The sequence below is a fragment of the Streptomyces coeruleorubidus genome (genome assembly GCF_028885415.1).
GTDB classification, from domain to species: domain Bacteria; phylum Actinomycetota; class Actinomycetes; order Streptomycetales; family Streptomycetaceae; genus Streptomyces; species Streptomyces coeruleorubidus_A.
On sequence record NZ_CP118527.1, the window covers coordinates 1,556,747 to 1,581,391 of the forward strand.

The following is a 24,645-nucleotide window of genomic DNA, read 5'->3' on the forward strand; positions in this document are numbered from 1 at the left end:
CCAGCGGATCTCCGGCAATCGAGTGGCTTGTGCTTGTCAGCGCAGCAGTCGACTTGCCAGGCGGGGAGCACGACGGACCAAGGCTGCTGCGGCCAGACCGATCGCGGCACCGACGGCGACGTCGGAGGGGTAATGGGCACCCGTGTGCACGCGTTCGGCGGCCACCGCGGCGGCCGGCACCGCACACACCGCGCCCGCCCACGGCCACACCGCTGCCACCGCGGCACTGAACGCCACCCCCGCGGCGGTGTTCCCGGAGGGAAAGGACGAAGAGCCGGGGCGGTCATGGACCTCCTCGTGCGAGATCCACTCCTTGGGCAGCCGACGCCTGTGCCACACGCGCTTGAGGACGCAGTTCGAGGCCAGTTCCGCCACGGCCATGCTCGCCAGGCCGACGGTCGCGGCCCTGCGCCCCCGCCACCCGACGGCGGACAGGGCCACGGCCGCGCCCCACCACAGCTTGGTGTGCTCGGCAGCCTCCTCCACCGCCAGCAGGACCCGCCGTACACAGCCCGTCCGCCACGACGCAACCCATCGCGTCAACCAGTGATCACCCTCACGAAGATCCGCCAGCACACTCATGACCTGCGACTTCCCGGCCAGAGCAGCACCCAGACGCTGCCTTATGGTGACGGGTGCTGGCATTGGGCCGCGACGGCAGCATCGAGAGCCTTGCGCACGTCGTCTGGCAGGTCTCGCCAGCGGGCCGGCCGACGAGGCTCTCGGCCACCATCCGCAGTTTCGTGTTGGTGTTCATCGACACCTCACGCAGCAGGTCCCACGCCTCATCGGGAGTGATGCCTCCCAAGGCGACCAGCACACCCGTGGCCTGGTCGATGCGAGCGTGGGCCAGCATGCCCTCTTTGAGTCGACGGTTTTCCTCCCTCAGGGCCAGCAGTTCCTCCGCGGCATCCGCTGCGGAGGCGTGACCCGCTGGAAGGGACCCGGTCCGTGGGTGCCGATCAGCAGAAGTCATGTCCCACGCCTGCCCGGGCGACAGCGCGCCATCCAACCGCCGTCGGTGAACGGCCGGAACCGCGACAGAGCCCGAGCGTGTCCGCGTTCATGTCCACTGGACATGCGCTACGCGTCTGGTGCCCACCGACCTGCCGCCTCAGGTCGGGCAGCGGGCGGAGAGGAGTTCGGGCGGCACGGCGGCACCGCCTTCTTAAGGGCAGCCCACCAGCGGACCGCGGGACGGGGGTGGCCACATCGCTCACGATTTGGAGCGGCGGCGATCGTCCTCGTCCCACTTCCGGGTGTCGCGCGGCTCCAGGTACGGCTCCTCCTCGGCCGGGTGACCGCCCGCGACAGCACGCTGACGGTTTATCTCCGCGTCGAACTCCAGGCCCAGAAGGATTGCCAGGTTCGTGACCCACAGCCACACCAGGATAATGATCACGCCGGCGAGCGTGCCGTAGGTCTTGTTGTAGGAGGCGAAGCTGGCCACCTACGACGCGAACCCGGCGGAGGTGATCATCCAGATCAGCAGTGCCAGGAAGCTACCCGGCGTGATCCAGCGGAAGTCGCGGACCTTCGCGTTCGGCGTCGCCCAGTACAAGATCGCAATCGTGACAGAACGACGAGCACCGGCCACTCGCGCTCGATCACACGCCGGCCTTCCGAAGTCATAGCGGATCGCGCCCCATTTGACTGTTCTGTGTTGATATGTGGGGTACCCGCTCATGGATGCGGATCCGGAGGCGCCGACTCCGTCGGCCACCTCGGAGCACCGAAGGAGGAATGGCTCATGAGTGAAGATGCCGGTCGCGTTCAGCAGACGGGGCAGAGGGCGAAGGAGCAGACGTCGGCTGTGGCGGCGCAGACCGGGCAGGCGGCCGGCGAGGTCGCCGGGACTGCTGCCGAGCAGGCAAAGGCCGTCGCGGGCGAAGCACGCGCGCAGGCAGGCGGTGCGATACGCGACCTCAGGGAGCGGGTGCTGGGGGAGGGCCAGGGACAGGTGGAACGGCTGGCCGGGACGGTGCGGCAGTGGGCGGATGATCTCGCGGGTATGGCGGAGAGCGCCTCGGGTGATTCGCCCGCCAGGAGCCTGGCGTCCCAGGCAGCCGATCAGGGCCACCGCGCCGCGGACTACCTGGACAAGAACGGCGTGGAGGGCCTGGTAGGCGACCTGCAGAACTTCGCGCGCCGCCGGCCGGGAGCGTTCCTGGGCGGGGCGGTGCTGGCCGGTCTGGTGGTGGGCCGCCTGGCCAAGGCCGGCACCAAGGGCTCGCAGGCCCCGTCGGCTTCATCTCAGGACGTTCGGCGGCAGGGGCTGGAGCGCGAGGAGAGCAGCACGCTGCCTGCGGGCACGCCGGTGCCGCCGCCGGAGCTGTCCGGTTATCCGGCTCATCCGGGGGTGTGAGATGTCGTCGATCTATCCGCGGTCGCCGGGAGCCGGTGGACGGGGAGAGGCGGGTCCGGACCGCTCGGCGGGCGAGTTGCTGTCGGCGGTGACGTCGGATCTGCAGACGCTCTTCCGCCAGGAGGTGGAGCTGGCGAAGACGGAGATCCGCGAGGAGGGCGCCAAAGCGGGCAAGGCCGCCGGGATGTACGGGGGTGCCGGGTTCGGCGGATACATGGTGGCGCTCTTCTTGTCGCTCGCGGCCGTTTTCGGCCTGGCCAACTTGATGGACGCCGGCTGGGCGGCACTGATCGTCGCCGCCGTGTGGGCGGTGATCGCGGCCGTGCTGTACGTCATGGGCCGCTCCCGGATGCGGGAGGTGTCCCCCAAGCCGGAACAGACCGTGCAAACCCTGAAGGAGGACGCACAATGGGCACGGCACCCGACCAAATAAGGTCCGAGATCGACACCACCCGGGAACGCCTGTCGGAGAACGTCAACCGGCTGGCCGACCGAGCCCGACCCAGGCAGATGGTGCGCCGCCGCACCCGGCGGGTGCGAGGCGCGGTGTCGGGACTTCGTGACCGCGTCATGGGCACCGTCTCCGAATCGGCGGGGACGGCGCGAGACCGCGCGGTGCAGGCTACGGGGTCGATGAAGGAAGGCACCGGCGGGGCCGCGGACACGGCGCGCCAGACGGCCGGGCAGGCCGCCGGTCAGGTCGGTGAGGCGGCCGGACAGGCCCGTGAGGCGGTGAGCCGGGCGCCGGAGCAGGCGGTGCGGCAGACGCAGGGCAACCCGCTGGCGGCCGGGCTGATCGCCTTCGGCGCTGGGCTGCTGACCGCATCTCTCCTGCCGACGTCCGAGGCCGAGGAACAGGCAGCCTCCCGGATCACCGAGCAGGCCGGCGAAACGCTCGAACCGGTCAAGGAGGCAGCCGTCGAGTCCGCGCAGCAGCTGAAGCAGGACGCCACCGAGGCCGCCCAGCAGGCAGCCCGGGACGTGAAGGACACCGCCGCGGAGGCCGCGAAGACCACCAAGGAGGAGGCCCGCGACCAGGCAGGCCAGGTCTCAGGGCAGGCCCGCGAGTCCGGGCAGCAGGTGGCCGACGAAGCCCGCGGGCAGAGCCCCGGCCCTGTTTGACCCTTACAACGCGTCGCCGACCCGGCAGAGACTGTCGCGCACAGTGGGTTGGCGCCGCCTACGTTGGCCTCCCCGCACCCCGGATGCCCAGCCAGGGAGAGTAACCGGCCCCCGCCCGGGTGCCCGGACCAGGTTGTGGCCCGGCTGGGAGGGCAGCGCCTGGGAACCGGGGAACAAGGCGGTTGCTGGCCAAAGCGTCCACCGACCTGCCCAAGGGGCTGGCGGAGCGCGAGTGTCGGGCCCGCGTCTTCCGTCCGTAAGGAGCTGTGTCATGAAACTGCGACACAGGCGTGACCACACTCGCCATGACCGAGGTCAGGAAACCCGCGAGCAGCGGCAGGCCGCGGCGTACGGCCGCGACGACAAGCCGGAGAGATTCGGTCCGGATACGGAGGTGGAACAGCAGGCGCCGGACGCTCCGACGGACCTGCCCAAACGCTCCTGGGGGGCGGTACTGAAAGGCACCCTGAAGGAGTTCAAGAAGGACGAGCTGACCGACCGGGCCGCGGCGCTGACCTACTACGGGATCCTGGCGCTGTTCCCGGCTCTGCTGGCGCTGATCTCGCTGATCGGGATCGCCGGACGGTCCGCGACACAGCAGGTCCTGGACAACATCCAAAACCTTGCCCCGGGCGCGGCGAGGGACGTTCTCACCAACGCGGTGCGGCAGTTGCAGGGCAACGCTGGGCTCGGGTCGATCATGGCGATCGTGGGTCTGGCGCTCGCGGTGTGGTCGGCGTCCGGCTATGTCGCCGCGTTCATCAGGAGCGCCAACGCGGTCTACGACGTCCCCGAGGGCCGCCCGGTGTGGAAGGTGCTGCCGGTCCGCGTCGGCGTGACGGTGGTGTTGATGATCATGGCTGTGGTCAGCGCGCTGATCGTCGTCCTCACCGGCGGACTGGCCCGGCAGGTCGGTACTGCCCTGGGCATCGGGGACACGTTCTTGACCGTGTGGTCGATCGCGAAGTGGCCGGTGCTGATCATCCTGGTCACGATCATGATCGCGATCCTGTACTGGGCGACACCCAACGTGAAGGGCCGCGGCCTCAAATGGGTCACGCCGGGCAGTTTCCTGGCGCTGGTCATCTGGATGATCGCCTCGGCCGCATTCGCGCTGTACGTGGCGAACTTCGCCTCCTACAACAAGACCTACGGCACCCTCGCCGGCGTGATCATCTTCCTGGTGTGGCTGTGGATCACGAACCTGGCGATCCTGCTCGGCCTGGAGTTCGACGCGGAGATGGCCCGCCAGCGCGCCGTCGCAGGCGGTCATCCGGCCGGCAAGGAGCCGTACCTCGAGCCGCGCGACACCCGGAAGTGGGACGAGGAGGACCACCGCCGTTTCGAATGATGCGACCGCCCCGGTACGGCCCGCTGGTGGGCTACGCGGTGTCGCCACCGCAGCTGCTCCGCACGGGTCGGAGGGAGCAACCCGGCTCGCCGGCCCGCGGCTGCCTGAGCGTAGAGAGTGACGAGGACCGGGGAGGCCGGATGGTCGGTGTGCTCCAGCGCCTGGCACGGCCCGTCTGGCGGGGAGCCGGGCGGCTGACCACACCGTTGCCGCCGGACGACTTTCTGGCGGTCGTCGATCCCCTGTGGTCGGCCCGGCGGCCGGCGGGCCGGGGTGGAGAAGGTCCGGGCGGAGACGGCGGGCGGGTGCGCTTCACTCACAGCGGGGCGTCCCCGGCGGCGAGTACGGCGCTGGTGCGCTTGGCGGCGCGCCAGCAGGGCGGACGGCCAGTGGCGGCCTGTCCGTGGCCACGGTAGGCGGGGCTGGCGCGGTTGTTGAGGACGGCGGCGCGCCGGTGGCGGCTGCGGCGAGGGCGTCGCGTCGGGGCGTCGAGGCGCAGGTGGCGGACGCCAGGCAGCAGGGCAGGTGGCGGACGCCAGGCAGCAGGCCAGCACTCGCAGCGGAACAGGTCACGACGTGCACGTGCACGTCGAAGCCGCCGAGACCAAGCGCGGTTTAACCCTCGACCGACGGCATCTTCTTCGTCCACGAGCCAGAGCGCACCGCCGACGGCGCAGGGCGACGACGCAAGCTTGCGTAGGGGAACGCCCGGGCGAGCGCGTGCCCAACGCGTTCGGGCCGCCACCCACAGCCGGGCTACCGGTCACCGATGCCGGTGCCGACGTTCCTGGAGCTTCTTCATCTGCTCCTCAATGAGCTTGCTGCGGCCCTGGGTCTTGTGTCGCGACTTGCTCTTCTGACCACCCTGGCTCTTCTGCCGCAACTTGTCAGCCATGTCCTTGGCCCGCTGCCTCATCCCTTCCGCGCCCACGACCGCACCTCCTGCATAGCCTTTGTTCCTTGTGACCAGGCTGGCATCCGGTCCGGATCCTCGCATCTGGCAGCGCCGTCGCACCGCGGCAACCTGCCGGGGAACCACCCGGTCACTTTGTCATCGAGGATCGCAGGGGCGATGCGTACGCTCGCCGCAACCCTCTTCGGGGTAGTCCCAAGGGACGTCGGGAGCGGTAACGCTAACGAATTGCCTCGGCCAGCTGGTCACGCAGCTCCCGGCAACCATCGGACCCCGCCACCGGAGTCCAGGACCGTCTCTGCGGATCGCTCATGCTCACCTCAACCCGGCGCCCGCGCCACACTGAACACCTTCACCTGCGCCAGAGCGGCGACGACCGCCACCGCCGAACAGACGACATCCCGTACAACGTGCGATCACCGGGTCAAAAGAACGGCCTACCGAACGGCATCACACATCGGCCCAGCTTGCGCCCCGTGGAACAGCGCCCAGCCACTGGGCCATGGCCTGACGGAGCCGGGGTGGCTGTGCCAGCAGGGCCAGAGGGCGGGCTGGCCCGCGCTGACCGATCGGGCGCCACGGGCATGCGTAAGGCTTCGACGGCAGCGGGCCCAAGAGGACGCGGGCAAAAGGGGGCTTTGCCCGCGTCCGACGCGGATGCACGGGCACGGGGGGAACCTGTGCTTCCACGGGACCGAAACGATCCGGCCGCGTCGTACTGTTCACACCAACCCCGCGCGACTGTTACAGCGGACGGCGTGGCCTTGCCGTACGGCCATGCCGTGGGCCCGCGCCGTGAGCGAAGCGGGAAGCACTGTCTCCATGGCGCCATCGAGACAGTGCCGTGGCGGACTTCTGCATCGGCCCCGCTATCCACCACCCTGTGGATGAGGGTGGCATGCAACTGATGGGCCGCTACTGGCTCGTCACCGCTGTACACCCGTGAGGCACCGGATCCGCATCGCACACACCGTCGCACGCCTCCGCTGGCGCCGCCGCGGCGGCCCAGCGGGCTGCACCGGCTCTCGCCGAGCGGCGGATCGCCGGCCTCGGCCCGTCCACGCGACCGCGTTGCAGGGTCGTCGGCTGGTCCTCACGACGGCGGTTCTGGGATGGGTCAGGCTTCCAGGGCCCCCAGTTGCCGCAGCAGCCCGAGGTCGTCCCAGTTCCACCAGCTCTCGGCGATCTTGCCGCCCTGGCAGCGGAACGTGGCGTGCCCGGTCCCGGCGACGTCCCGGTTGGTGGGCTCCAGCCCTTGGTAGGCGCCGGTGTGCCGACCCTCGAAAGTGATCCGGCAGGTCACCAGATCGCCCTCGGCGATCATGCTCTCCACGGTGAGCCGGGGATTGAAGGCGTCCAGAACCTCGCCGTTCTCCCGCTTGGCCTGAGCGAGGTCCACGTCGTAGGAGGAGAGGGCAGGATCGTGCTCCCGGTAATCGCCGGTGCACAGCTCGTCGGCGAGGTCGAGGTTCTTGGCGTTGATGACCTCGTCGAAGAAGCGGCGAACGACGAGCTTGTTGAACTGCTCGTCCCGCACGACGTCGAGGTCCGTGAAGGTGGGCGTCTCCTCACAGGCGGCGACAAGTTCCTCGAAGATGCGGTTGGTCTCGGGAAGGTCGGAGTTCTTCATCGCATCCTCGTACGACGGGAACTCAACGATCTCGACGACATGGGCGGAGTCCGCGCGGTCCCGCCCGACGATCGAATGCGTGGCGGTCCGCTTGCCCTGGGTCGCCTCGACCCAGCTGCCCATCAGCCGGTTGAGTTGATCGACATTGCTGGTCTTGCAGTCGATGAGCTGGACGAAGGTCATGAACCCCTCCAGTGCGATGAGCGACACATATCTATCAATAGGCAGATTTCAGGCTATACCCGACGTCTCGCACCTGCCTCTTTCGTCGCTCTGGAACGTGTCTCGTGGGTCGTTGCCGTTTCGACCCGGCCACCACTGACCATCTCGGGCGGCCAGCCACCGCGAAAACGTGCTCGACGTCTCGACTGTCGATGGACCGCCAGCCATAGAGGCGCCTCACACAGCGGGTTATTGGCCATTCGGGCTCTTGCCGCGTCTGGGCCCCCGGCAAAGCCGACGCCCGCGCAGAGCCAGGAAGAGCCAGGAAGACGGGCCGAGTACCGCAGGTCGCAGGGCAACAATCACCGCTCTGCCACTGCCAGCTGATACAGGGTCACTCCATCATCTTGCCAGCAGGGCGCCCCCTAGCCTTGCGGGGCTGCGCACCTTGCGAGACACCGCAGCCCCAGGGCCCCTGTCGCCGCTGACCCGGTCGCTGCCCGACGGCCACCGCCTCGTCGGCGACCCACTGGAGCTGAAACCCTACGAGCAGGCCATCTCCCGCAGGAACCTCCATGAGTTCACCCGGCTGACCACCGGCATCATCGAGTCGCACCCGATGCATAGCTGTGAGTGGCTGCCCCTGAGGCTCGCTTGTGGATTCGTCTCCTTCCCGGCGGGCAGGAACGCCGGATCCACTGCGTGGCCAGGCCCGTTACCGAGGATGAGGCGTGGGGTGAGGTGCTCTTCCTGGGAGAGGGGACGCGTCCGTCCGGATTGCTCTGAACGCGCTGGTCAGACCGCTTGCGCCAGCCGGGGACGGGCGCTGGGGCAAGGCCACCCGCATCAGCAACCGGATACGCGGCCTGCTCAGCCCAGCTCCACCCCAGCCTCGAGCGCGTCCTCGACCCGCGGCTGGACCACCCCACCGCCGCCTGGCTGCTGGAACGCTACGGCTCCCGGCCACCCTGCGCAAAGCCGGCCGCCGCAGACTCGTCGAGGTGATGAGGCCAAGGCCCCCGCGCATGGCCAAGCGGCTGATCGACGAGGTCTTCGACGCGCTCGACGAACAGACCGTCGTCGTCCCCGGGACCGGCACCCTCGACGTCGTCACAAGCCCTGCAGTGCTATGTCGCAAGAGAGTGTCATCCTCGGGCGTACGGGATCGCCGTGTCTGCTCACCGGCGGCATCCCCGACGTGCCATGACACGCAGGCGAAGCTCCTGGCAAGCACGGGTACCCTCGATCGAAAGCCCGTCTGCCAGGAGCTTCGTCGTTCCGTACAGCCTTCCTCCGCCGAACCCCAACCACACCGTCGGTCTTGGAAAAGGTCTCCCTACGGCGTTCAGGACATAGGTCAGAGGGAGACGCTGGCGCCGACGTGGTGGAACTGGCCGACGGTGCCCAGGACCTCGGTCTTGGCGGCGTCGACCTGGCCCAGGACGGAGGAGTCGCTGACCGCCGTGGGGCCGGCGACGACGCTGGCGTGCGGGCTGAGGCCGCCGGAGACGTTGTCGAGCTCGGCGTCGGAGACCTCAACGGTCTCAACCTGTGGAGCGGAGTTCATGATGAAACTTCCCTTCGTATGGATGATCCACAAGGGGGGTGGCCCCGCTGGGGACAGATGGCGGGCCTCGACCGCAGGCGTGCGGCACCCGTTTCCGGAAACCTTCGTGCGACCGCCCGCGGCGCATGGATCAAAACACGGAGCGCGCCGGGCATCCAATCAACCATCGCTTCCATCACGGCAGTTCAACGCACAGGCCACTCATCCGTGCAGGCGTGCACACGACTTGAGGGTGACGTCTTCACATGCCGCACGGCATCGGTACGTGACTGGTGTTGCCACCACGATCCCCAACGGGACACTCCGCACGAACGGAACACCATGCGGTGATCCCTTGTGCAGATTTATCGCACACCGTGCCGCGGTTGCGCATGGAATGTGCAGATGCACGGAAGCCGGACCATGGGGTCGCGGGTGCCGAGGTCTCGTCGGCGCGGGCGCTGTGCGTCAGTGCCCTGCACTGCCGTCCGCAGGGCCTGGCGTACACCGAACACGCCGAGTGACGGTGCTGCCCCGTTATCGGTAGCTGCTGCCGTTCCGCCGGTGTAGCGTCGTGATCCAGCAGTCGTGGTTCCGAAGTCCCGTTCGCCCGTGATCGCAATCACGGGCGTTCTTGCTGTTCAGCGCCACTCCGGACCAGGGCGATCACCTCCCGGGCACGCAGGGCGCGAGCCCGGTTTCCCCCGAAGGAGGCAGTCATGGCCAGGGGCACTGTCAAGTGGTTCAACAGCGAGAAGGGCTTCGGCTTCATCGAGCAGGAGGGCGGGGGCCCGGACGTCTTCGCCCACTACTCCAACATCGCTGGTCAGGGTTACCGGGAGCTGCAAGAGGGCCAGAAGGTGGAGTTCGACGTCACGCAGGGCCAGAAGGGCCCGCAGGCTGAGAACATCCGCCCCGCCTGATCGCGCTTCCGCTGCAAGGCCCGGCTCCCTGATTTCGGGACGCCGGGCCTTGCCGCCTTCGCCGCCCGACCGGGCCAGTGCGCCCGCGCGTACTCGGTCGCGAAGGCGTACCAGCTCAGCTTGGACGGGCCCCAGCCCCCGTACGTAGGGCTGGCCCCCTGCGCCAGGCCCGCGCGGATGGCCCGCACCAACTCCGCGCCGAACTCGCCCGCCAGATCCGCGACCGCGCTGTCGCGGTCCTGCGGTTCGTCACCATGTGGTTGCGCCGGGGATTGGTCCGCCGGCCGTTCCGGGTTCGGTGTGGCACCGTCGTGATGTTCGTTTGAGTCCATGCCCGCCTCCTTTTGATCGGCGGGGGCATGACTGCCCGGCTAATCCATGCGAACATCCCCCGGCAAGAGCGCATCCGGGAAACGCCCGGTTGACGAGAGCGGATTGTCGGAAGTTCGACATGGCGTCTGTCGCCGCTGGTCAGAACCGACCCCCTGTGCGGCTGGTTCGGCGCGAGAACTGCGCGACAATCCTTAACCCACTCAGCCGCTCGACGAGCGTTCACGTCCGGTCGACGACAGAGCTGGCCGCGCAAATGGACTCCGCGGCGGCGGCCATCGACAAGAAACGTCGGGAAAGGGCCATGAAGCAGTCCCGCAGGAAACCCGAACTGCGGCCCATCGCACGGCCGAGTGCAGCCGGTGGGGATGAATCAAGGGGTGATCGATCCGAGCAATGGAAGGGACCGATCTCGTTCCACGCCGACGGCGTGGTGGGTCGTCACCGTTTCGGTACCGTTTCTGCGGGCTATGGACGGGCGGCAAGGGCGGCCATTCGTCAACGGCTGCCCTTCTTGCGGAGAAGGCGGCGGGCGAGGAATGCGCCAACGAGTACGAGTGCGGCGGCGAGCAGGTACAGCTCGTAGCGCTGGATGGCGGGGTAGAGGGTGTTCAGGTGCTGTCCGGCGAGGTCGCCGAGGCTGACCCAGGCGCCGACCCACAGGGCGGCGCCGAGGGTGTTGAAGGCGAGGAAGCGGCGCCAGGGCATCTCGGCCAGCCCGGCGATGATGCCGTTGGCTTGGCGCAGGCCCTCGATGAACCGGGCGACGGTGACGATCTTGCCGCCGTGGCGGGCGAAGAACGCCTCGGCCTTGGCGAGGCGTTCTTCGGTGAGCAGCACGTAGCGGCCCCAGCGGGTGATGAGCCGGTGGCCGATGAGGCGGCCGATGGTGTAGCCGGCGTTGTCGCCGAGGACTGCTGCGAGGAAGGCGATGGCGGCGACCACCACGATGTTGAGCCGTCCCGCGCCGGCGTAGACGGCGGCGGCGAGCATCAAGGTCTCGCCGGGAACGGGCAGACCGAAGTCCTCGGCGAACACCAGGGCGGCAACGGCCAGGTAGCCGAAGCGGTCGAGGACGGGGGCGAGGTCGGCCAGTACGCCCGGCAGCGGGGGCGGTGCCATCGCGGTGCCTCCTGTGCCGGATCAGCGGGCGGCGTGAGCGCCCACAGGCGCGGCGGTCAGCACTGGTTGCAGCAGCCCGGTGCGCAGGCGCTCCACGAGCGGGACGGCGACGCGGCCCAGGATGCGGCTGGCCAGGAAGGCGACGGGCATGGCCAGCAGGGCGGCGCCAAGAACGTCGTGGGGGTAGTGGTCGCCGAGGTAGACGCGGGTGAAGCCCTCCAGGAGGGCGAAGGCGGCAGCGATCACCCCAAGGCGCCTCTGAAGCAACCACAGTGCGGCGACGGTCGCCGCGGCCACGGTGGTATGGCCGCTGGGGAAGGCGTAGTCGGTTCGGGCGGGGCAGGCGCTGACGAAGTAGTCGTGCGGCAGCGAGTAGCACGGCCGTACCTCGGCGACGATCTTCTTGAGGACCTCGGCGACGGTGAAGGCGACCACGACGGCGACGGGGGCGGCCAGGGCGAGGGTCATAGTGGCGGTGTCGCGGCGGCGGGCTTTCCACCAGCCGACCAGCATCAGCACCGCGAACACTCCAAGCCCGGCATTGGTCCACAGACTGAGCGGAGTGTTCAGCCACTTCGTGTCGCGGGCGAAGTCGGTGACAGCGGTGAACAGCGAGCCGTCGATGCCGGAGCCATCGAAGGCGAGCTGGACGGCGGGATGGAGCATCATCATGCGGTATCTCCCGAGATCGAAGGAGCAGCAGGGCCGGCAGTCGACCGGGTAGCGCCAACGCGTGCGCGGGTTGGGGCCGTGCCGCGATGCCGGTGGTGCGCCACACCTGTGGGGCATGGCAGACTCGGCGGCGAACCAACTTCTACTACGTCGTAGAAGTTCTACAGTACTGTAGACGATGGATGGGGGTGCGGTTCGTGGACGCCGGACAGGCTCCGGGTGAGCGCAGGCCGGGCGGCGCGCTGGAGGCCGAGGTCCTGGCCCTGCTGCAGTCCTCGCGGCGGGCGCTGGCCCCGGGCGAGGTGCTTGAGCAGTTGGATGGCGGCCTGTCGTACAGCACCGTGGTGACGGTGCTGTCCCGGATGTTCGACAAGGGACTGCTGACCCGGAGCAAGCAGGGCCGCGCCTACGCGTATGCGCCAGTGGCCGATGCGCAGGGGCTGACCGCCCGCCGGATGCGGCAGGTGCTGGAGTCCGATCCGGACCGTGAGGCGGTGCTGGCCCGGTTCGTGGAAGATCTGCCGTCCCGGGACGAGGAGTTGCTGCGGCAGCTTCTCGGCGATCTGGGCGAGCGGGGGTGAGCGTGGTGACGGTATGGCACCTGGCGGTCTACCTGCCGCTGCTCTTTCCCGTGGCGGCCGCTGTGGGGGCCCGGCCGCTGGCTGAGCGGCTGGAGCCGCGGCTTGCGACTTGGCTGCTGACCGCGAGCGCGTTGGCCCTGGCCGCGTTGAGCTGGGCCGCGTTGGGAGTCCTGGCGGTGGCAGGGGTGGTGCGGCTGCCGCTGGCCGCACTGGTGGGGGGCTGGTCGGTGGGCACTGTGCGCGCCGGGGACCCGGTCTCTACCGCGGAGGCGGTTGTGGCCGGCCTGGTGCTGGCCGCCGCGGTTGTGGCGGGGGTGCGGATGCTCGGGCGCCGGGTGCGGGCGCTGGCCGCTGCGGCGTTGGAGGCCGCCTGTCTGCCCGGCCCTGACCGGCTGGTCGTCATCGACAACCCGGCCCCGGACGCGTACGCGCTGCCCGGCATACCGGGCCGCATCGTGGTCTCCACGGGCATGCTGGACGCCCTGGACGACGCCGACCGCGAGGCCATGCTCGCCCACGAGAGGGCTCATCTGGCCTGTCACCACTACGCGTTCGTCGCGGTCGCCCAGCTGGCCGCCACGTGTAACCCGCTGCTGCGGCCGGTGGCCGCCGCTGTCGCCTACACCATTGAGCGCTGGGCCGACGAACGCGCCGCCACCACGTGCGGCAACCGCCGCCAGGTCGCCCGCGCGATCGGCAAGGCAGCCCTGGCCACCGCGCACACCCCATCCCGCAAGGGCCTGCCCGGCGCCGTACTCGGCCTGCTCGGACGCCGCCGCAGCCCCCTGGCCACCGCAGGACCAGTCCCCCGCCGCGTCGCCGCCCTCCTGGCCGAACCCCGGGCGTACTCGCTCCCGCTGAGCCTTCCCCTGCTGCCACTGGTCGCAGCCGCCGCCGTCGTCGGCTCCAGCGCCCTGTGCGCCTTCGCCGCCGCCCACGACCTGCACCTGCTCCTCAAACTCGCAGGGGCCGGCTGACCCTCCCCAATACCCGGCCAACCCCTCGCCCAGGACACCACATCGGCGCCGACCACCGCTGCGCGAACAGCCAGCCGAAGCCGCAGGCGCTGAAGGGCGCAGGGCACGGTTGGAAAGGTCCACCCCTGCAAGGGCACAGACGCGCCGGGGTATGCGGGCAGGGGTGATCACGCTAGGTCCAAGCTGTCGTAAGGGAGAGGAACGGCGGCTGGGTACGCCAAGGGCGGGGCGGGCGCGCTCGGGCCCCCGCCCCTTCCGGCTGGAGCGGGTCAGTTCTTGCCGAGCAGTTTGTTCATCTGCTCGATCTCCGCGCTCTGCGACGTGATGATCTGCCCGGCCATCTCCTTGGCCGGCGCGTAGGCGCCGTCGGCCTGCTCGGTCTTCGCCATCTCGACCGCACCTTCGTGATGCTTGATCATCATCTCCATGAAGGCGGTGTCGAACGCCTTGCCCGAGGAGTCCTTGAGCTGCTGCATCTCCTCGGCGGTCATCATCCCGCCCCCGCCGTGCATCGAGTGGTCCATGGCGCCCTCGGCGGGCACCTCCTCGCCCCAGGACGTCAGCCACCCAGACAGCGTCTTGGTCTCCGGGCCCTGGGCCTTCTTGATGTCCGCGGCGAGCTTCTTCACCTCAGCCGACTCAGCCCGGGACGGCGCGAGGTCGGCCATCTCGATCGCCTGGCGGTGGTGGGGAATCATCCCCTTGGCGAAGGTGACGTCGGCCGCGTTGTGCTGCCCCTGCGAGGCCGAAGCGGAGGCGGAGGGGGACTTCGTGCTGTGGCCGTCGTGCCCGGCCGAGCTGTCGCCGCCTCCGCCGCACGCGGCCAGGACGAGCGCGGCCCCACCGGCGGCAGCGACAGCGGCGGTACGACGGACGAGGCAACGCTTGCTGTTCATGGTGGTGCAACTCCTTCACGCCGCCCCGGCTCGGGGCGCGCGCAAGCTGATGGGAATGAGGGTGTACGAAGGCGCGGCACCGGTCACCGAAGTGCATTCGGGACAGCGGGGTGCTGTGCGGGCCGCTCTATATCCGCAGGAATTGCAGCTCGAACAGGTCGGGCGGCGCTCGCCCACTCACGGCCGCCGCCGGCGGTCTGGGGAATGACGTGACCGCGGCCCCGGGGAATTACGTGATCGTCCACAGTCATCAGCATCAGCAGGCTTGCTCCGGCCTCGCCGAGGTGGGTCAGGTAAGAGTGCCGCCACTCGTGGAGGTCCCAGCCGGTGCCGGGCCCGGCGATGGCGGTGTGCTCGTCCAGCAGCACGCGGGCCTGCCCGTACGATAGGCGGGCCAGCCCGGTGTCCGGGCAGACGTCGCGCGGGCCAACGACCTTGCCCGGGCCGGGACGGCGATGAGTGACGAACACCGGACCGCGGGTGCGGCCCTTGAGCAGGCGAGGCAGCAGACGGGCGGTGCCAGCGTCCCAGTACGCCGTCTCCAGCACGAAGTCCTCGCGCGCCTGGCCCCGGCGGCGGGCCTTGGGCTGAGCACCCTTCGCCTTCACTGGGCAACGGCGGTCGGCCAGGTCCAGGCCCTCGATGTTGGCGCCCAGGATCCAAGCCCGGCCACCGCACCCGGCTGATCTACCGCACCCTGGTGCGACGCGGCCGCCGCGGTGAGCCGAAGGGCTTCACCGCCCGGACTTACGCCCGGCTGCTGGACGCCGCCCACGCCCAGCTCGGCGGGCAGATCGTCCTGGTGTGGGACAACGACCGGCAGCACCTCAGCCGCGTCATGCGGGACGCGATCGAGACCCGCACCTCCTGGCTGACGGTCTTCCACTTACCTGCCTACGCACCCGAGCTGACCCCGGCCGAGGGGGTGTGGTCCAGCCTCCGCCGGGGCTTGGCCAACCTCGCGCCACGAGGCATCGACCAGCTCGCCGCGATCGTCAAGACCAAACTGAAGCGGATGCAGTACCACCACGGACTCCTCGACGGCTTCATCACCGAGACCGGCTTCGTCCTCGAACCGCCGTAACTCCCGCCATTCAAGGTCAGCAACAGCCGGGGCTTCGTGCCAGCGCGGCGCCGACGCCCTGACGTGGTCGTGTTGGCGCAGGCACCACCAGGCGACTTCCCGGCCCTGCCACTACGGCAGATTGAATTGGAGTACTGATCAAGGACTTTGCAAGCACCCCTCGGGCAAGGCGGCTCCGGTGCTGCGCAGGTGCTTTATGGCCGCAGCGAAGGAATAGCAGTCGAAAAGTGCTGAATGCTCTTTTCCTGCCGCGGGTTTAGGGAGACCGAGCACCTGCCACAAGCGGCCCACGTTGGCTGTTTCTGTCTCCGGCGCGATGGCATTCAGCCATGGGCGGATATTCAGGAAGCGGGCAGCGAGGTAACCGTTCTTGATTTCTTCTCCACGGGCTCGGGCCCAGCCCACGTTCTCGCCGAGTACAACCATGTCGTTGCCGTAGGAGAGCGCCGACTGGCCTCGGCAGAACCCCAGGAAGTCGCCGAGTGCTTCTGCCGCGGAAATCCCTTCCCGGTCCACCGTCTCCTGGTCGATGCCGGTCAGCTCGGTGAAGTACGCAGACAGCCGCGGATTGGCCACGGGGCGCACCAGTGCTTCGTATTCCTCGACGACGGAACAGTCCTCACGCAGGCGCAGCGCGCCGATCTGCACGATCTCGCGAAGCTGTCCCGGTGCCCCCCAATCCTGCTCAAGTGCTCCCGGCCATGACGTGAATTCAAGGTCGAACACAACGAACGTGGGCACAACTGGTCTCCCTCTGGCGTGAGTCGCCGCCAGGTTACCCCCGCTCCATGCACCGCTACTTCGGAAGAGGCGATTTTCCGCCAAAGGCACCTACCTCGCCCCTTACAGAAGTCATGCCATTTGTTAACGAACTGTACAACCTTTATTGTTCCGTACAGCGAAAGCCGCCAACTACCCTCGACCGAGTGATCAGCGAGCCTGCCTTACAGAGGTTGATCAGTAGATCAGATCAGCGCATCACACGCATCGGCAACCGATGCATAGGACACCGCTCCGGTCGGCAGTCAGAGCCAACCGAAATGAACGGCGTGTGCCACACTCTCGGCCGACTGCCACCGAACTCCAATTGGTCCGGGTGGGCGTGACGTCCATCGCTTATGCCTGTGCGGACCTTGGCCCTGTCACGCATACGTCCGACTGAGCGGTGCCGGTTCATCAAGTCGTCCTGGTGCCACCTCTGAGAATGCCCGGCAGGCGGAGCTCAAGCTGCTTCACGCACGTCAGCACTCACCAGCAGCACGAATCAGATCTGCCCCTCACATCACCGGAGTTGTCGTGACCACGACTATTAGTCAATCCACGGAGATGGCCGCTCGCGTCACCACGGAAGGCTGGGCCATCGCCAAGAACCGGCTCGACGCCGATGAGATCCACAACGCCCGGACGCTGATCGCCGCGCACTTCCAGGCAGGCAAAGGCGTGTTACTCAACGGGGCAAGGGTGCAGCCGGCCGCTGCTCACTTCGTCCCCGGCCTCGCCTGGCTCTACGCCCATCCTCAGGTCGTCGAAGTCGCCCGGGCCGCTCTGGGCACGCGGGACATCACCTTCACCGGTCACAGCGACGCCCATCAGGGATTTACCCTGGGCTGGCACAAGGACAGCGGCAGCGACGCCCTGGGAGATCCGCTCTGCGGATACTTCGGTGAATCCCCCGATGCGCTCTTCCAGGGGCCGCCTGACGTCGTGAAGGTAGGTATCTACCTCCAGGAGTCGACGAGCCTCAACTGCCTGCGGGTGGACCCGGGCTCGCATCTGCGTCCGCACCTGCAGCCGGTGCGGCCCACCGAGGTGCTGATGGAGGCCGGGGACCTGGTGGTGTTCGACGTGAGGATCACGCATGCCGGGGCCATGGCTCCCTACCCGGACTCGCCCGAGCTCGACGCGCTGCGCGAGCGGATCTCGGCCTTCGTCACCTTCGGCCGAGGCGGTGAACGCACGAGGAAGTTCTCGCAGGCGAACATGAGGCGACAGCGGCGTCAGCTCGGCCTCTCCGAGGAGGAGGCGGTGATGGCCGTGGACGGAGGCCATGCGGCTCTCCTCGCATCTCAGGACGTCATTGTGTGGGAGGAGGGTTGAGTTCGCCGACGAGTAAACCGCAGCCTGACCGGCTCCGGCCGGGACGTAGTCCGGTGATGCGGTGACCGAGTTGCGGAAGCCGCCGACGTCAGGTGGCCGGGAACCGGCCGCCCAAGTCCCCAGTCGAGCCTGGGCAGCATGGGCGGCCGGCGCGCTGGCCTACGTCATCGCCATCTTCAATCGGGGCAGTCTCGGCGTCGCCGGGCCGAAGGCCGCGGACCGCCTCGGGATCGACGCCACAGCTCTGTCCACGTTCAGCGCGGTCCAACTCGGCGTTTTCGCCGCCACCCAGATCCCCGTCGGCCTGTTCGTCGACCGCTACGGGCCGCGGAAAATGCTGACCACGAGCCTGTCCGTCATGGCGGCCGGGCAGACGATGGTGGCCGGCGGCGAGAACTTCCCCACGGTGCTGGTCGGCCGCGCCCTGCTGGGCTGCGGTGACGCCATGGTGATGATCAGCGTACTGCGGTTGATCGCCGCATGGTTCCCTGCTGCGCGTACTCCCGTCCTCGCCCAGGTCACCGTCGTGGTGGGCACCGCTGGCGGCCTCGCGGCCGCGCCCCCGTTGTCCGCCGCGCTGCGGGCGTTCAGCTGGGAGCCCGTCTTCTTCTCCATCGCCCTGGTGACCGCGTGCATGATCGTGGTGGTATGGCTGGTCGTTCGTGACACACCGCCCGACAGTCAACTGTTCGGGGCGCACGATGCCAGAGGGAGCACTCTGCGGACCGGCTTGGTCGAGGCGTGGCGGCAGCCGACAACTCAGCTGGGCCTGTGGCTTATGTTCACGGTTCACTTCCCTGTTCAGGTGTTCGTCCTTCTGTGGGGCTATCCCTTCCTGACGCAGGGCCAAGGGCTGTCCGAGACGACGGCCAGCTACGTGACCGCGGTGCCCCTGGTGGTGACCATGGTGCTCGGGCCTGTGTTCGGCGTCATCTCCGGCCGACGTCCCCACTGGCGCATGCCCATGGTGCTCGGCATCGCGTCGACCACCACCCTGATCTGGGCCCTGGTGCTGCTGTGGCCCGGCGCGCAGGCGCCCCTTCCCGTCCTGTTCCTGTTGGCAACGATCCTTGGCCTGGGCAACCCGGCTGCGGTTTTCGGACTGGACATCGCGCGCGCCGGGAGCCCGCCGCACCGCGTCGGCGCCGCTTCGGGCATCGCCAACATCGGCGGCTACACAGCTGCCTTGCTGGCCATGATGCTCATCGGCGTTACTCTCGACCACACACATGCCCCCTTCACGGACCCGAGCCCTGCGGACTTCCGCATCGCTCTGTCCACCCAGATCCTGGTTCAACTCCTGGGAGCCGGCCTCCTGCTGCGGCGTATGCACCGGACCGGGACCCGCTCGTCGGAGGGCCCCACCGACGATCAGCACGACGACAAGCCCGCACCGACCGGCCGAGATCACCACCGGTGAGAGGACATCCGACCATGGCACCAGCCCGGCAACAAGCCTCGACCGGAAAGGCTCAGTCAGCAATCGAGGCATTTCTGCGCGATCGCGGAGCCGCGCAGATGCCTCATCCGGGCGGCACACTCCTGGAGCATCTACGGCGCGTTCAGCGGCTGCTGGTCGATTGGGGAGCGAACCCCGCCGTCCAGAGCGCAGGTCTCTGTCATGCGGCCTACGGAACCGACGGCTTCGCACCATCACTGCTGCCCCTGACCGAACGGGCCACGCTCGTCGCCCTGATCGGTGAAGAGGCGGAGGCGCTGGTGTACTTGTACGCCAGCTGCGACCGCGCCACCGTCTACCCGCGCATCGACGGCACCACGGAAGTCGCCTTCCGGGACCGCTTCACCAGCCGCGAGCACCGTCCCCCGCCTGACGATCTGCGGGCGTTTCTCGAGATCACAGCCGCCAACGAACTCGACGTACTGACGCACAACAGGGAACTGGCCAGGCAGCACGGACCCGAGCTGTGCGGCTTCCTCAAACGGGCCGGCTCGCTGCTGTCCCCTGCCGCGCAGGACGCCGTCGCCCGGCAACTGGCATAGGTCACCGCGTCGGCCCGCCGGCGTGTACTGCTCGATCCTGCGCGACGAGCGGACTTCCGGCTGACACCGGCAGGGGCTGCGGCAGCCCACTTCAGAGCACAAGGGCGAGCCGTCGGTAGCAGATGAGACTGCACTCGATGGCGGAGGTCCGATCCGCACGCTGAGACTCTGCCCCCTATATGGGCGGCCCGGAACGCGGTGGTGACGTCCCGAGCCGTTCTCAGTGGGCGGGGCAACGGCACTCTTCAGACTTGCGGGTACCTCGCCGGGTCAGGGCCTGAGGTCGGTCTAGGCGCCCATCCCTTCGCGCTACCGCTATGCGGGGTCGGCGCGTGCGTGTCACAAACGTTTCCACATCTCTGGGCCACCTTCATGCCACTCGATCAGGTCCGACTCGATCACGTCCAACTCGTCCCAGCCGGTGAGGCCAGCGTTCTGCAGGAACACCGTGAGCTCGTGCAGCGAGTACGCGGTGCCGATGATCCGGCCGTCGATTCGGACCCTGCGGCCGCCCGTCCCGGACGGCGGGTCGACGATCACTCGGCGTTCTGCCATGCCTCCAGCCTCGTCAAGGGCGGCCCGTGCCGCATCCCGTCCGCCGCCGCTCGACGGCCCAGAGGTCATGCCGCCCACTGAGGGCACCCATCCTGGCAAAGCGCCCACTGCCGCAGGTCCAGCTGCTCGGCGGACTGTGCGGTGAGCCGCGCCATCACAGACAGCTGCGTGTCGGGGAGCTGCTGGCGCGGCCTTCCAGTAGCCGCCTCGATGACGCTTGAGGGCTTGCGGGGGGGGAGCGTGGACGTGCTCTGTGGGACGACCGGTTTGTGGGCTATCTGTATGACGAGCCGAGCGAACGAAGCACGATGGCTGCGTTTGACGCCCGTCTCGCTCACGGTCCAGAACCCGCGCTTCGTCCGTGTGCGTCGTGCCGTCCGGCGCTGTCCAGCGCACCATGACCCACACCCGGCAGTCGATCGATGCCCGCTGGGGCAACCGGTCCTGCGCATCCTCGACGAGGAGCACCGACAGCACACTTCCAGCGTGCTCCCGATGGGATGGCCAAAGTGTTCTCGCATCAAGGTCCTGGCCGGGTCCCTCACGGGCTGACGATGTTGAGTGCTCCCAGGATGAGGAGCTCTGACAGCGGTCAACTGGGCTGTTGATGTGATGACCGTGCAGCGGTGTCGTTTGTCTTACTTGCGCGTTGTGCCTGTGTGGAACCTCCTGGTGGTGATGCCGTCCCGTCAGCGGCCCCTGCTTGAGGCGGGTCCAGGCTGTGATGGTCACGTGCATCGTCCCAGGCAACCGAAGTCACTCAGCGTGCCTAGAGCAGTGGTAATTCCGCCTATCACCGTTGCCCGCGCCGAGGACACTCCTGGGGAGAATCTGGGGAGTATCCGTGCTACTGGGGAGCGCGTGGGGAGGATCGAACGCATAACACGGTACGCCCGTGAAAGACGCTGAAAGACTCATCATCGCAGGCCAGTCACGGACGTGGCCGCATCACCGCAGGTCAGCGCCCCTGGGTGGACGACTTCAGGACGTACGTCCCGAAGTCGTCGGCCTCGACGAGTCCCGGCAGCGAACCGCCCTCACGCGGCGGCGTGATGTAGCGGGTCGCGGTGACCTCTTTCAATACTTTCCCAGGCCATCCATCTCTTCAACCTTGCAATCCACGACCGCCATGCAGTTCTCCCTGCTTCCCGAGCAGTCCGTCGATGGCGGTTCGCCCCTTGCCTCCGGCCTCCGGCCTCCGGCATGAAGCGAGCATAGTAACCGAGGGTGATCGCGCTGGAGGGCGCATGCCCCGTACGTACCTGCGGTTCGGGAAGAACAGGACCGTCGTCACGGAACTCCACGGAACTCCACGGACCGCCCCGAAGCTGTCATCCTGGAACCCTGCGCTGCTCGAGGTGGAGAACAAGTGACTTGCGACGCGGGGGATTTGGGATGGCGGAGGACCAACCGGGCGACGGGCAGGGCAGCGTCGGCCGATACCGTCTGCGCCGTCGCCTCGGTAGCGGCGGCATGGGCAGTGTCTGGCTCGCGGACGACGAGGCGCTCGGTCGGCAGGCCGCGCTCAAGGCGATCGAGGTGCCGCACGGGGTCGGCGAGGAGGAGCGGGCCGAGCGGATCGCCCGGGCCCGCGTCGAGGCCGAACACGCCGCGCGGCTGAGTCACCATCCGCACGTGGCCAGCGTCCTGGACGTCATCGAGCACGACGGCCTGCCGTGGATCGTCATGGAGTACGTCACCGGAGCCGCCGACCTGGAGTCGGTGGTCCGGGAACTCGGTCCCCTGCCGGACGAAGAGGTCGCCAGGATCGGCGCCGCGGTGCTCAAGGCCCTGACCGCCGGGCACCGGATCGACATTCTGCACCGCGACGTCAAACCGGCCAACATCCTGCTCGCGCCGGACGAGTCGGGCAGCCCGCGCGGCCGGATCACCCTCACCGACTACGGCATCTCGCTGCGCCCCAGCGCCGGTCTGCCGCGTCTCACCCAGGGCATCATCGGCACCCCGGGCTTTCTGGCCCCGGAGCGCGTGCGCGGCGCGGAGCCTTCGGCGGCTTCGGACCTGTTCTCCCTCGGGGTCACCCTCTACTTCGCCGCGACGGGCCGTCGTCCGTTCGACGCGGCCGATCCGGCCGCCGCCTTCGCCGCGCCCGTCTTCCAGGAACCGGAGCCGCCGGCCACGGCCGGACCGGCACTCGCCGCGGTCATCATGGGTCTGCTCGAAAAGGATCCGCTGCGGCGGCTCACCGCGGCGCGGGCCGAGCCGGTTCTCACGGCTGTGGCCGCGGGCCGGTCACCGGCTGTGGCGGGCCTCGTACCGTCCGGTGACACCGTACGGCTCAATGGGCTCGCCCTGCCGGAACCGCCGCAGTACGAGCCGGGGGGCGGCAGGGTCCGTACGCTTCCGGACGTCCAGGGGCGCCGCCTGCGACGGCGTCCGCTGGTGGTGTCCCTGGCCGCCGTACTCAGTGCCGGTGTCATCACGGCCGCGGCGATCCTGCTGCCGGGCATCGGCCGCGACGGGAACGGCGGGGACAGCGGTACGGGCAACTCCGAGGACATCGGCTCCGGCATTTCCGCTTCCGGCCCGGGGCGCGCGGTCAACATCGGCACGGAGGCGGACTCCACCGGACCGGCCCAGGAGGTGCCCGGAGCGCGCAAGGGCGGCACGGTGCGGGTGCTGGAGCCCCGGCCGATCGCGCATCTCGACCCGGGGCAGGCTTCTACCTACGGGGAGCAGACCACGCAGACGCTCATCAGCCGCACGCTGACCACCTACAGAACGCAGGGAGAGTCCGGCCGGCTGACCCTGGTCGGCGACCTCGCCACCGACGCCGGCAAGGTTTCGGACGGCGGCAGGACCTGGACGTACACCCTGAAGGAGGGCGTGAAGTTCGAGGACGGGTCCGCGATCACGTCGAAGGACATCCGGCACGGCATCGAGCGGCGGTACGCCCCCTCCGGCTACGGCGGGCCGGCCTACCTGCAGACCTGGCTCTCCGGCAGCGACTACCGCAACGCCCTGCCCGACGGCCCCTACAGTGGCAAGCACCTTCCGGACAGCGTCCTGGAGACCCCCGACGACCGAACCATCGTCTTCCATTTCGACCGCCCACGCGGTGAGCTCCCGTTCGTCCTCGCCCTTCCGACGTCGGCGCCCGTACCCGCGGACAAGGACACCAAGAGGGCGTACGACAACGCTCCCGTCGCCTCCGGCCCGTACAAGGTCAAGGATTATCGGCCGGGCAAGAGCCTCGAACTCGTGCGGAACGAGGCGTGGGATCCCAGGACTGACGCCGTACGCCACCAGTACGTGGACGGGTTCCAGGTGCGGTACGGCGAGGACCCGAAGAAGATCACCAGCCGGCTGCTCGCCGACGGCACCGACCGTACGAGCATGACCTGGTCCAACAGCATCTCCGCGGACCAGGCACCCGATGTACTCAAGGACAAGGAGGCGATGGACCGTTCGCTCAACCAGACCCAGCCGGGCCTCTTCGCCGCCACCATCAACACGGACCGGATCACGGACAAGCGGGTCCGCGAGGCCATAGCCCGCGCCTTCCCATCCGGCCGCTATCTCCAGGCGTACGGCGGCGAGACCCAAGGGGAGGTCACCGGCTCGCTGTTCAGCCCGCCCATTCAGGGCTACCAGAACTCCGATCCGTTCAGGAAGAAGACCCACCCCGCGGGCGAGCCGGAGCAGGCCCGCGCCCTGCTGAAAGAGGCCGGCGCGCTGGGCAAGGAGATCGCCTACGCCTACAGCGACCTCGCCGTGAACAAGGCGGGGGCACCAGCGGTGAAGACGGCCCTGGAGAAGGCAGGGTTCAAGGTGACCCTGCACGAGATCGAATCCGACTCGTACTACTCGACCATCGGCGCGCTGGACAACGAGTTCGACCTCTATGTCACCGGCTGGAGCTCCGAGTGGCCCTCCGGGTCCCAGACCGTGCCGCAGCTGTTCCACAGTTCATCGGTGTTCGAGGGCGGTGTGAACTACTCGCATCTGGAGTCCGTCGAGGTGGACGACCGGATCGCAGAGGCGGAGAAGGCCCCCGGCCTGGTCGAATCCACGGACGCCTGGGCCAAGTTGGGACGGCAGATCCTCACCGAGCAGATTCCGCAGGTGCCGATCCTCTGCCCCCGGCTGTTCACGCTCTGGGGTTCGGACGTGGCCGGAGTCAAGTACCACGCTGTATACGGCAACGTCGACCCCACGGGCGTCTATCTCAAGTAGCCTGCCAGAAGGCACAAGACGCGCCTGGGCGCACGAAGCCGGTCGAGCCGCCGAAGTCGGCACCGCCAAGGTGGACCTGCCGTGGCATGAACGGCCCGAAATCCTGCATGTGGATGAAGAA

23 protein-coding genes and 4 pseudogenes are annotated in these 24,645 nt (G+C 68.6%); 14 read left to right on the forward strand and 13 right to left on the reverse strand.

Going from position 1 to position 24,645, the window contains the following annotated elements; genetic code table 11:
- Positions 1 to 36 precede the first annotated feature (36 nt).
- The 3 genes and pseudogenes from PV963_RS07280 to PV963_RS07290 form a co-directional block, all read right to left on the reverse strand.
- Complete coding sequence (locus tag PV963_RS07280; protein WP_274814818.1) at positions 37 to 543, reverse strand: phosphatase PAP2 family protein; 507 nt, start codon at positions 541 to 543, stop codon at positions 37 to 39.
- A gap of 13 nt (positions 544 to 556) precedes the next feature.
- On the reverse strand, positions 557 to 976 hold the full coding sequence (locus tag PV963_RS07285) for an ANTAR domain-containing protein (RefSeq protein WP_342456433.1): 420 nt from the start codon (positions 974 to 976) through the stop codon (positions 557 to 559).
- Between the two features lie 240 nt (positions 977 to 1,216).
- Positions 1,217 to 1,599 (reverse strand): annotated as a pseudogene (locus PV963_RS07290) (YihY/virulence factor BrkB family protein); the annotation flags it as partial.
- 151 nt (positions 1,600 to 1,750) lie between these two features.
- Here PV963_RS07290 and PV963_RS07295 point away from each other — a divergent pair.
- The 4 genes from PV963_RS07295 to PV963_RS07310 all read left to right on the forward strand — a co-directional run bounded on the left by PV963_RS07295 (position 1,751) and on the right by PV963_RS07310 (position 4,838).
- Positions 1,751 to 2,365 carry a hypothetical protein gene (locus PV963_RS07295; RefSeq protein ID WP_274814819.1) on the forward strand — a complete coding sequence of 205 codons (615 nt, stop codon included), beginning with the start codon at positions 1,751 to 1,753 and terminating at the stop codon, positions 2,363 to 2,365.
- A 1-nt stretch (position 2,366) separates the two neighbouring features.
- Positions 2,367 to 2,798 (forward strand): phage holin family protein, encoded by a 432-nt coding sequence (locus PV963_RS07300; protein ID WP_274814820.1) that lies wholly within the window; start codon positions 2,367 to 2,369, stop codon positions 2,796 to 2,798.
- Positions 2,774 to 3,487 carry a DUF3618 domain-containing protein gene (locus PV963_RS07305; protein WP_274814821.1) on the forward strand — a complete coding sequence of 238 codons (714 nt, stop codon included), beginning with the start codon at positions 2,774 to 2,776 and terminating at the stop codon, positions 3,485 to 3,487. The genes PV963_RS07300 and PV963_RS07305 overlap by 25 nt, the downstream gene beginning before the upstream one ends.
- Positions 3,488 to 3,758: 271 nt before the next feature.
- Positions 3,759 to 4,838, forward strand: a complete 1,080-nt coding sequence (locus tag PV963_RS07310; protein ID WP_274814822.1) for a YihY/virulence factor BrkB family protein — start codon at positions 3,759 to 3,761, stop codon at positions 4,836 to 4,838.
- 763 nt (positions 4,839 to 5,601) lie between these two features.
- Here PV963_RS07310 and PV963_RS07315 read toward each other — a convergent pair.
- Together PV963_RS07315 and PV963_RS07320 are read right to left on the reverse strand one after the other, a co-directional pair.
- Positions 5,602 to 5,733 (reverse strand): hypothetical protein, encoded by a 132-nt coding sequence (locus PV963_RS07315; protein WP_274814823.1) that lies wholly within the window; start codon positions 5,731 to 5,733, stop codon positions 5,602 to 5,604.
- Between the two features lie 1,135 nt (positions 5,734 to 6,868).
- Positions 6,869 to 7,564 carry an ester cyclase gene (locus PV963_RS07320; protein WP_274821961.1) on the reverse strand — a complete coding sequence of 232 codons (696 nt, stop codon included), beginning with the start codon at positions 7,562 to 7,564 and terminating at the stop codon, positions 6,869 to 6,871.
- 812 nt (positions 7,565 to 8,376) lie between these two features.
- On the opposite strand from PV963_RS07320, the pseudogene PV963_RS07325 reads away from it, so the two are divergent.
- A pseudogene (locus tag PV963_RS07325) lies at positions 8,377 to 8,655 on the forward strand (IS110 family transposase); the annotation flags it as partial.
- 245 nt (positions 8,656 to 8,900) lie between these two features.
- On the opposite strand, the gene PV963_RS07330 reads toward PV963_RS07325, so the two are convergent.
- Entirely contained in the window at positions 8,901 to 9,110 is a 210-nt protein-coding gene (locus PV963_RS07330; protein ID WP_274814824.1) for a hypothetical protein, read from the reverse strand.
- 698 nt (positions 9,111 to 9,808) lie between these two features.
- On the opposite strand from PV963_RS07330, the gene PV963_RS07335 reads away from it, so the two are divergent.
- Entirely contained in the window at positions 9,809 to 10,012 is a 204-nt protein-coding gene (locus PV963_RS07335; protein WP_274814825.1) for a cold-shock protein, read from the forward strand.
- An 828-nt stretch (positions 10,013 to 10,840) separates the two neighbouring features.
- Here PV963_RS07335 and PV963_RS07340 read toward each other — a convergent pair.
- Together PV963_RS07340 and PV963_RS07345 are read right to left on the reverse strand one after the other, a co-directional pair.
- Complete coding sequence (locus PV963_RS07340) at positions 10,841 to 11,464, reverse strand: DedA family protein (protein ID WP_274814826.1); 624 nt, start codon at positions 11,462 to 11,464, stop codon at positions 10,841 to 10,843.
- Positions 11,465 to 11,485: 21 nt separating this feature from the next.
- Complete coding sequence (locus PV963_RS07345; RefSeq protein WP_274814827.1) at positions 11,486 to 12,136, reverse strand: phosphatase PAP2 family protein; 651 nt, start codon at positions 12,134 to 12,136, stop codon at positions 11,486 to 11,488.
- Between the two features lie 197 nt (positions 12,137 to 12,333).
- On the opposite strand from PV963_RS07345, the gene PV963_RS07350 reads away from it, so the two are divergent.
- Both PV963_RS07350 and PV963_RS07355 read left to right on the forward strand, forming a co-directional pair.
- Complete coding sequence (locus tag PV963_RS07350) at positions 12,334 to 12,717, forward strand: BlaI/MecI/CopY family transcriptional regulator (RefSeq protein WP_342456369.1); 384 nt, start codon at positions 12,334 to 12,336, stop codon at positions 12,715 to 12,717.
- Between the two features lie 5 nt (positions 12,718 to 12,722).
- Positions 12,723 to 13,694 carry a M56 family metallopeptidase gene (locus tag PV963_RS07355; protein WP_274814829.1) on the forward strand — a complete coding sequence of 324 codons (972 nt, stop codon included), beginning with the start codon at positions 12,723 to 12,725 and terminating at the stop codon, positions 13,692 to 13,694.
- Positions 13,695 to 13,963: 269 nt separating this feature from the next.
- Here the strand turns inward: PV963_RS07355 and PV963_RS07360 are convergent, their stop codons facing one another.
- Together PV963_RS07360 and PV963_RS07365 are read right to left on the reverse strand one after the other, a co-directional pair.
- Positions 13,964 to 14,590, reverse strand: a complete 627-nt coding sequence (locus PV963_RS07360; RefSeq protein ID WP_274814830.1) for a DUF305 domain-containing protein — start codon at positions 14,588 to 14,590, stop codon at positions 13,964 to 13,966.
- Between the two features lie 224 nt (positions 14,591 to 14,814).
- Positions 14,815 to 15,252: pseudogene (locus tag PV963_RS07365) on the reverse strand (site-specific integrase); the annotation flags it as partial.
- Positions 15,253 to 15,290: 38 nt separating this feature from the next.
- Between PV963_RS07365 and PV963_RS07370 the strand changes: the two are divergent.
- A complete protein-coding gene (locus PV963_RS07370) occupies positions 15,291 to 15,674 on the forward strand; it encodes a transposase (RefSeq protein ID WP_274814831.1) in 384 nt (127 codons plus the stop codon).
- 138 nt (positions 15,675 to 15,812) lie between these two features.
- Here PV963_RS07370 and PV963_RS07375 read toward each other — a convergent pair whose 3' ends face one another.
- Positions 15,813 to 16,415, reverse strand: coding sequence for a 3'-5' exonuclease (locus tag PV963_RS07375; RefSeq protein ID WP_274814832.1), 603 nt, complete (start codon positions 16,413 to 16,415; stop codon positions 15,813 to 15,815).
- 585 nt (positions 16,416 to 17,000) lie between these two features.
- Between PV963_RS07375 and PV963_RS07380 the strand changes: the two genes are divergently transcribed.
- The 3 genes from PV963_RS07380 to PV963_RS07390 all read left to right on the forward strand — a co-directional run bounded on the left by PV963_RS07380 (position 17,001) and on the right by PV963_RS07390 (position 19,772).
- Positions 17,001 to 17,771, forward strand: a complete 771-nt coding sequence (locus PV963_RS07380) for a phytanoyl-CoA dioxygenase family protein (protein ID WP_274814833.1) — start codon at positions 17,001 to 17,003, stop codon at positions 17,769 to 17,771.
- 61 nt (positions 17,772 to 17,832) lie between these two features.
- Entirely contained in the window at positions 17,833 to 19,191 is a 1,359-nt protein-coding gene (locus PV963_RS07385; protein ID WP_274814834.1) for an MFS transporter, read from the forward strand.
- A 14-nt stretch (positions 19,192 to 19,205) separates the two neighbouring features.
- Positions 19,206 to 19,772, forward strand: a complete 567-nt coding sequence (locus PV963_RS07390; RefSeq protein WP_342456370.1) for a DUF6817 domain-containing protein — start codon at positions 19,206 to 19,208, stop codon at positions 19,770 to 19,772.
- Between the two features lie 339 nt (positions 19,773 to 20,111).
- On the opposite strand, the gene PV963_RS07395 is transcribed toward PV963_RS07390, so the two are convergent.
- Both PV963_RS07395 and PV963_RS07400 read right to left on the reverse strand, forming a co-directional pair.
- Entirely contained in the window at positions 20,112 to 20,405 is a 294-nt protein-coding gene (locus PV963_RS07395; RefSeq protein WP_342456371.1) for a hypothetical protein, read from the reverse strand.
- Positions 20,406 to 21,288: 883 nt separating this feature from the next.
- Positions 21,289 to 21,408 (reverse strand): annotated as a pseudogene (locus tag PV963_RS07400) (HipA family kinase); the annotation flags it as partial.
- 166 nt (positions 21,409 to 21,574) lie between these two features.
- Here PV963_RS07400 and PV963_RS07405 point away from each other — a divergent pair.
- Positions 21,575 to 21,700, forward strand: a complete 126-nt coding sequence (locus tag PV963_RS07405) for a hypothetical protein (RefSeq protein ID WP_274814836.1) — start codon at positions 21,575 to 21,577, stop codon at positions 21,698 to 21,700.
- Positions 21,701 to 21,722: 22 nt separating this feature from the next.
- The gene (locus PV963_RS07410) at positions 21,723 to 24,524 is read left to right on the forward strand and encodes an ABC transporter substrate-binding protein (protein ID WP_274814837.1); all 2,802 of its coding nucleotides are present in this window, start codon (positions 21,723 to 21,725) and stop codon (positions 24,522 to 24,524) included.
- The last annotated feature ends 121 nt before the right edge of the window (positions 24,525 to 24,645 follow it).

Coding starts and splice junctions, on each gene's coding strand:
- PV963_RS07285 (WP_342456433.1), bottom strand. CDS start 976: ATGACTTCTGCTGATCGGCACCCACGGACCGGGTCCCTTCCAGCGGGT.
- PV963_RS07295 (WP_274814819.1), top strand. CDS start 1,751: ATGAGTGAAGATGCCGGTCGCGTTCAGCAGACGGGGCAGAGGGCGAAG.
- PV963_RS07300 (WP_274814820.1), top strand. CDS start 2,367: ATGTCGTCGATCTATCCGCGGTCGCCGGGAGCCGGTGGACGGGGAGAG.
- PV963_RS07305 (WP_274814821.1), top strand. CDS start 2,774: ATGGGCACGGCACCCGACCAAATAAGGTCCGAGATCGACACCACCCGG.
- PV963_RS07310 (WP_274814822.1), top strand. CDS start 3,759: ATGAAACTGCGACACAGGCGTGACCACACTCGCCATGACCGAGGTCAG.
- PV963_RS07315 (WP_274814823.1), bottom strand. CDS start 5,733: ATGGCTGACAAGTTGCGGCAGAAGAGCCAGGGTGGTCAGAAGAGCAAG.
- PV963_RS07320 (WP_274821961.1), bottom strand. CDS start 7,564: ATGACCTTCGTCCAGCTCATCGACTGCAAGACCAGCAATGTCGATCAA.
- PV963_RS07330 (WP_274814824.1), bottom strand. CDS start 9,110: ATGAACTCCGCTCCACAGGTTGAGACCGTTGAGGTCTCCGACGCCGAG.
- PV963_RS07335 (WP_274814825.1), top strand. CDS start 9,809: ATGGCCAGGGGCACTGTCAAGTGGTTCAACAGCGAGAAGGGCTTCGGC.
- PV963_RS07340 (WP_274814826.1), bottom strand. CDS start 11,464: ATGGCACCGCCCCCGCTGCCGGGCGTACTGGCCGACCTCGCCCCCGTC.
- PV963_RS07345 (WP_274814827.1), bottom strand. CDS start 12,136: ATGATGATGCTCCATCCCGCCGTCCAGCTCGCCTTCGATGGCTCCGGC.
- PV963_RS07360 (WP_274814830.1), bottom strand. CDS start 14,590: ATGAACAGCAAGCGTTGCCTCGTCCGTCGTACCGCCGCTGTCGCTGCC.
- PV963_RS07380 (WP_274814833.1), top strand. CDS start 17,001: ATGGCCGCTCGCGTCACCACGGAAGGCTGGGCCATCGCCAAGAACCGG.
- PV963_RS07390 (WP_342456370.1), top strand. CDS start 19,206: ATGGCACCAGCCCGGCAACAAGCCTCGACCGGAAAGGCTCAGTCAGCA.
- PV963_RS07405 (WP_274814836.1), top strand. CDS start 21,575: ATGCCCCGTACGTACCTGCGGTTCGGGAAGAACAGGACCGTCGTCACG.
- PV963_RS07410 (WP_274814837.1), top strand. CDS start 21,723: ATGGCGGAGGACCAACCGGGCGACGGGCAGGGCAGCGTCGGCCGATAC.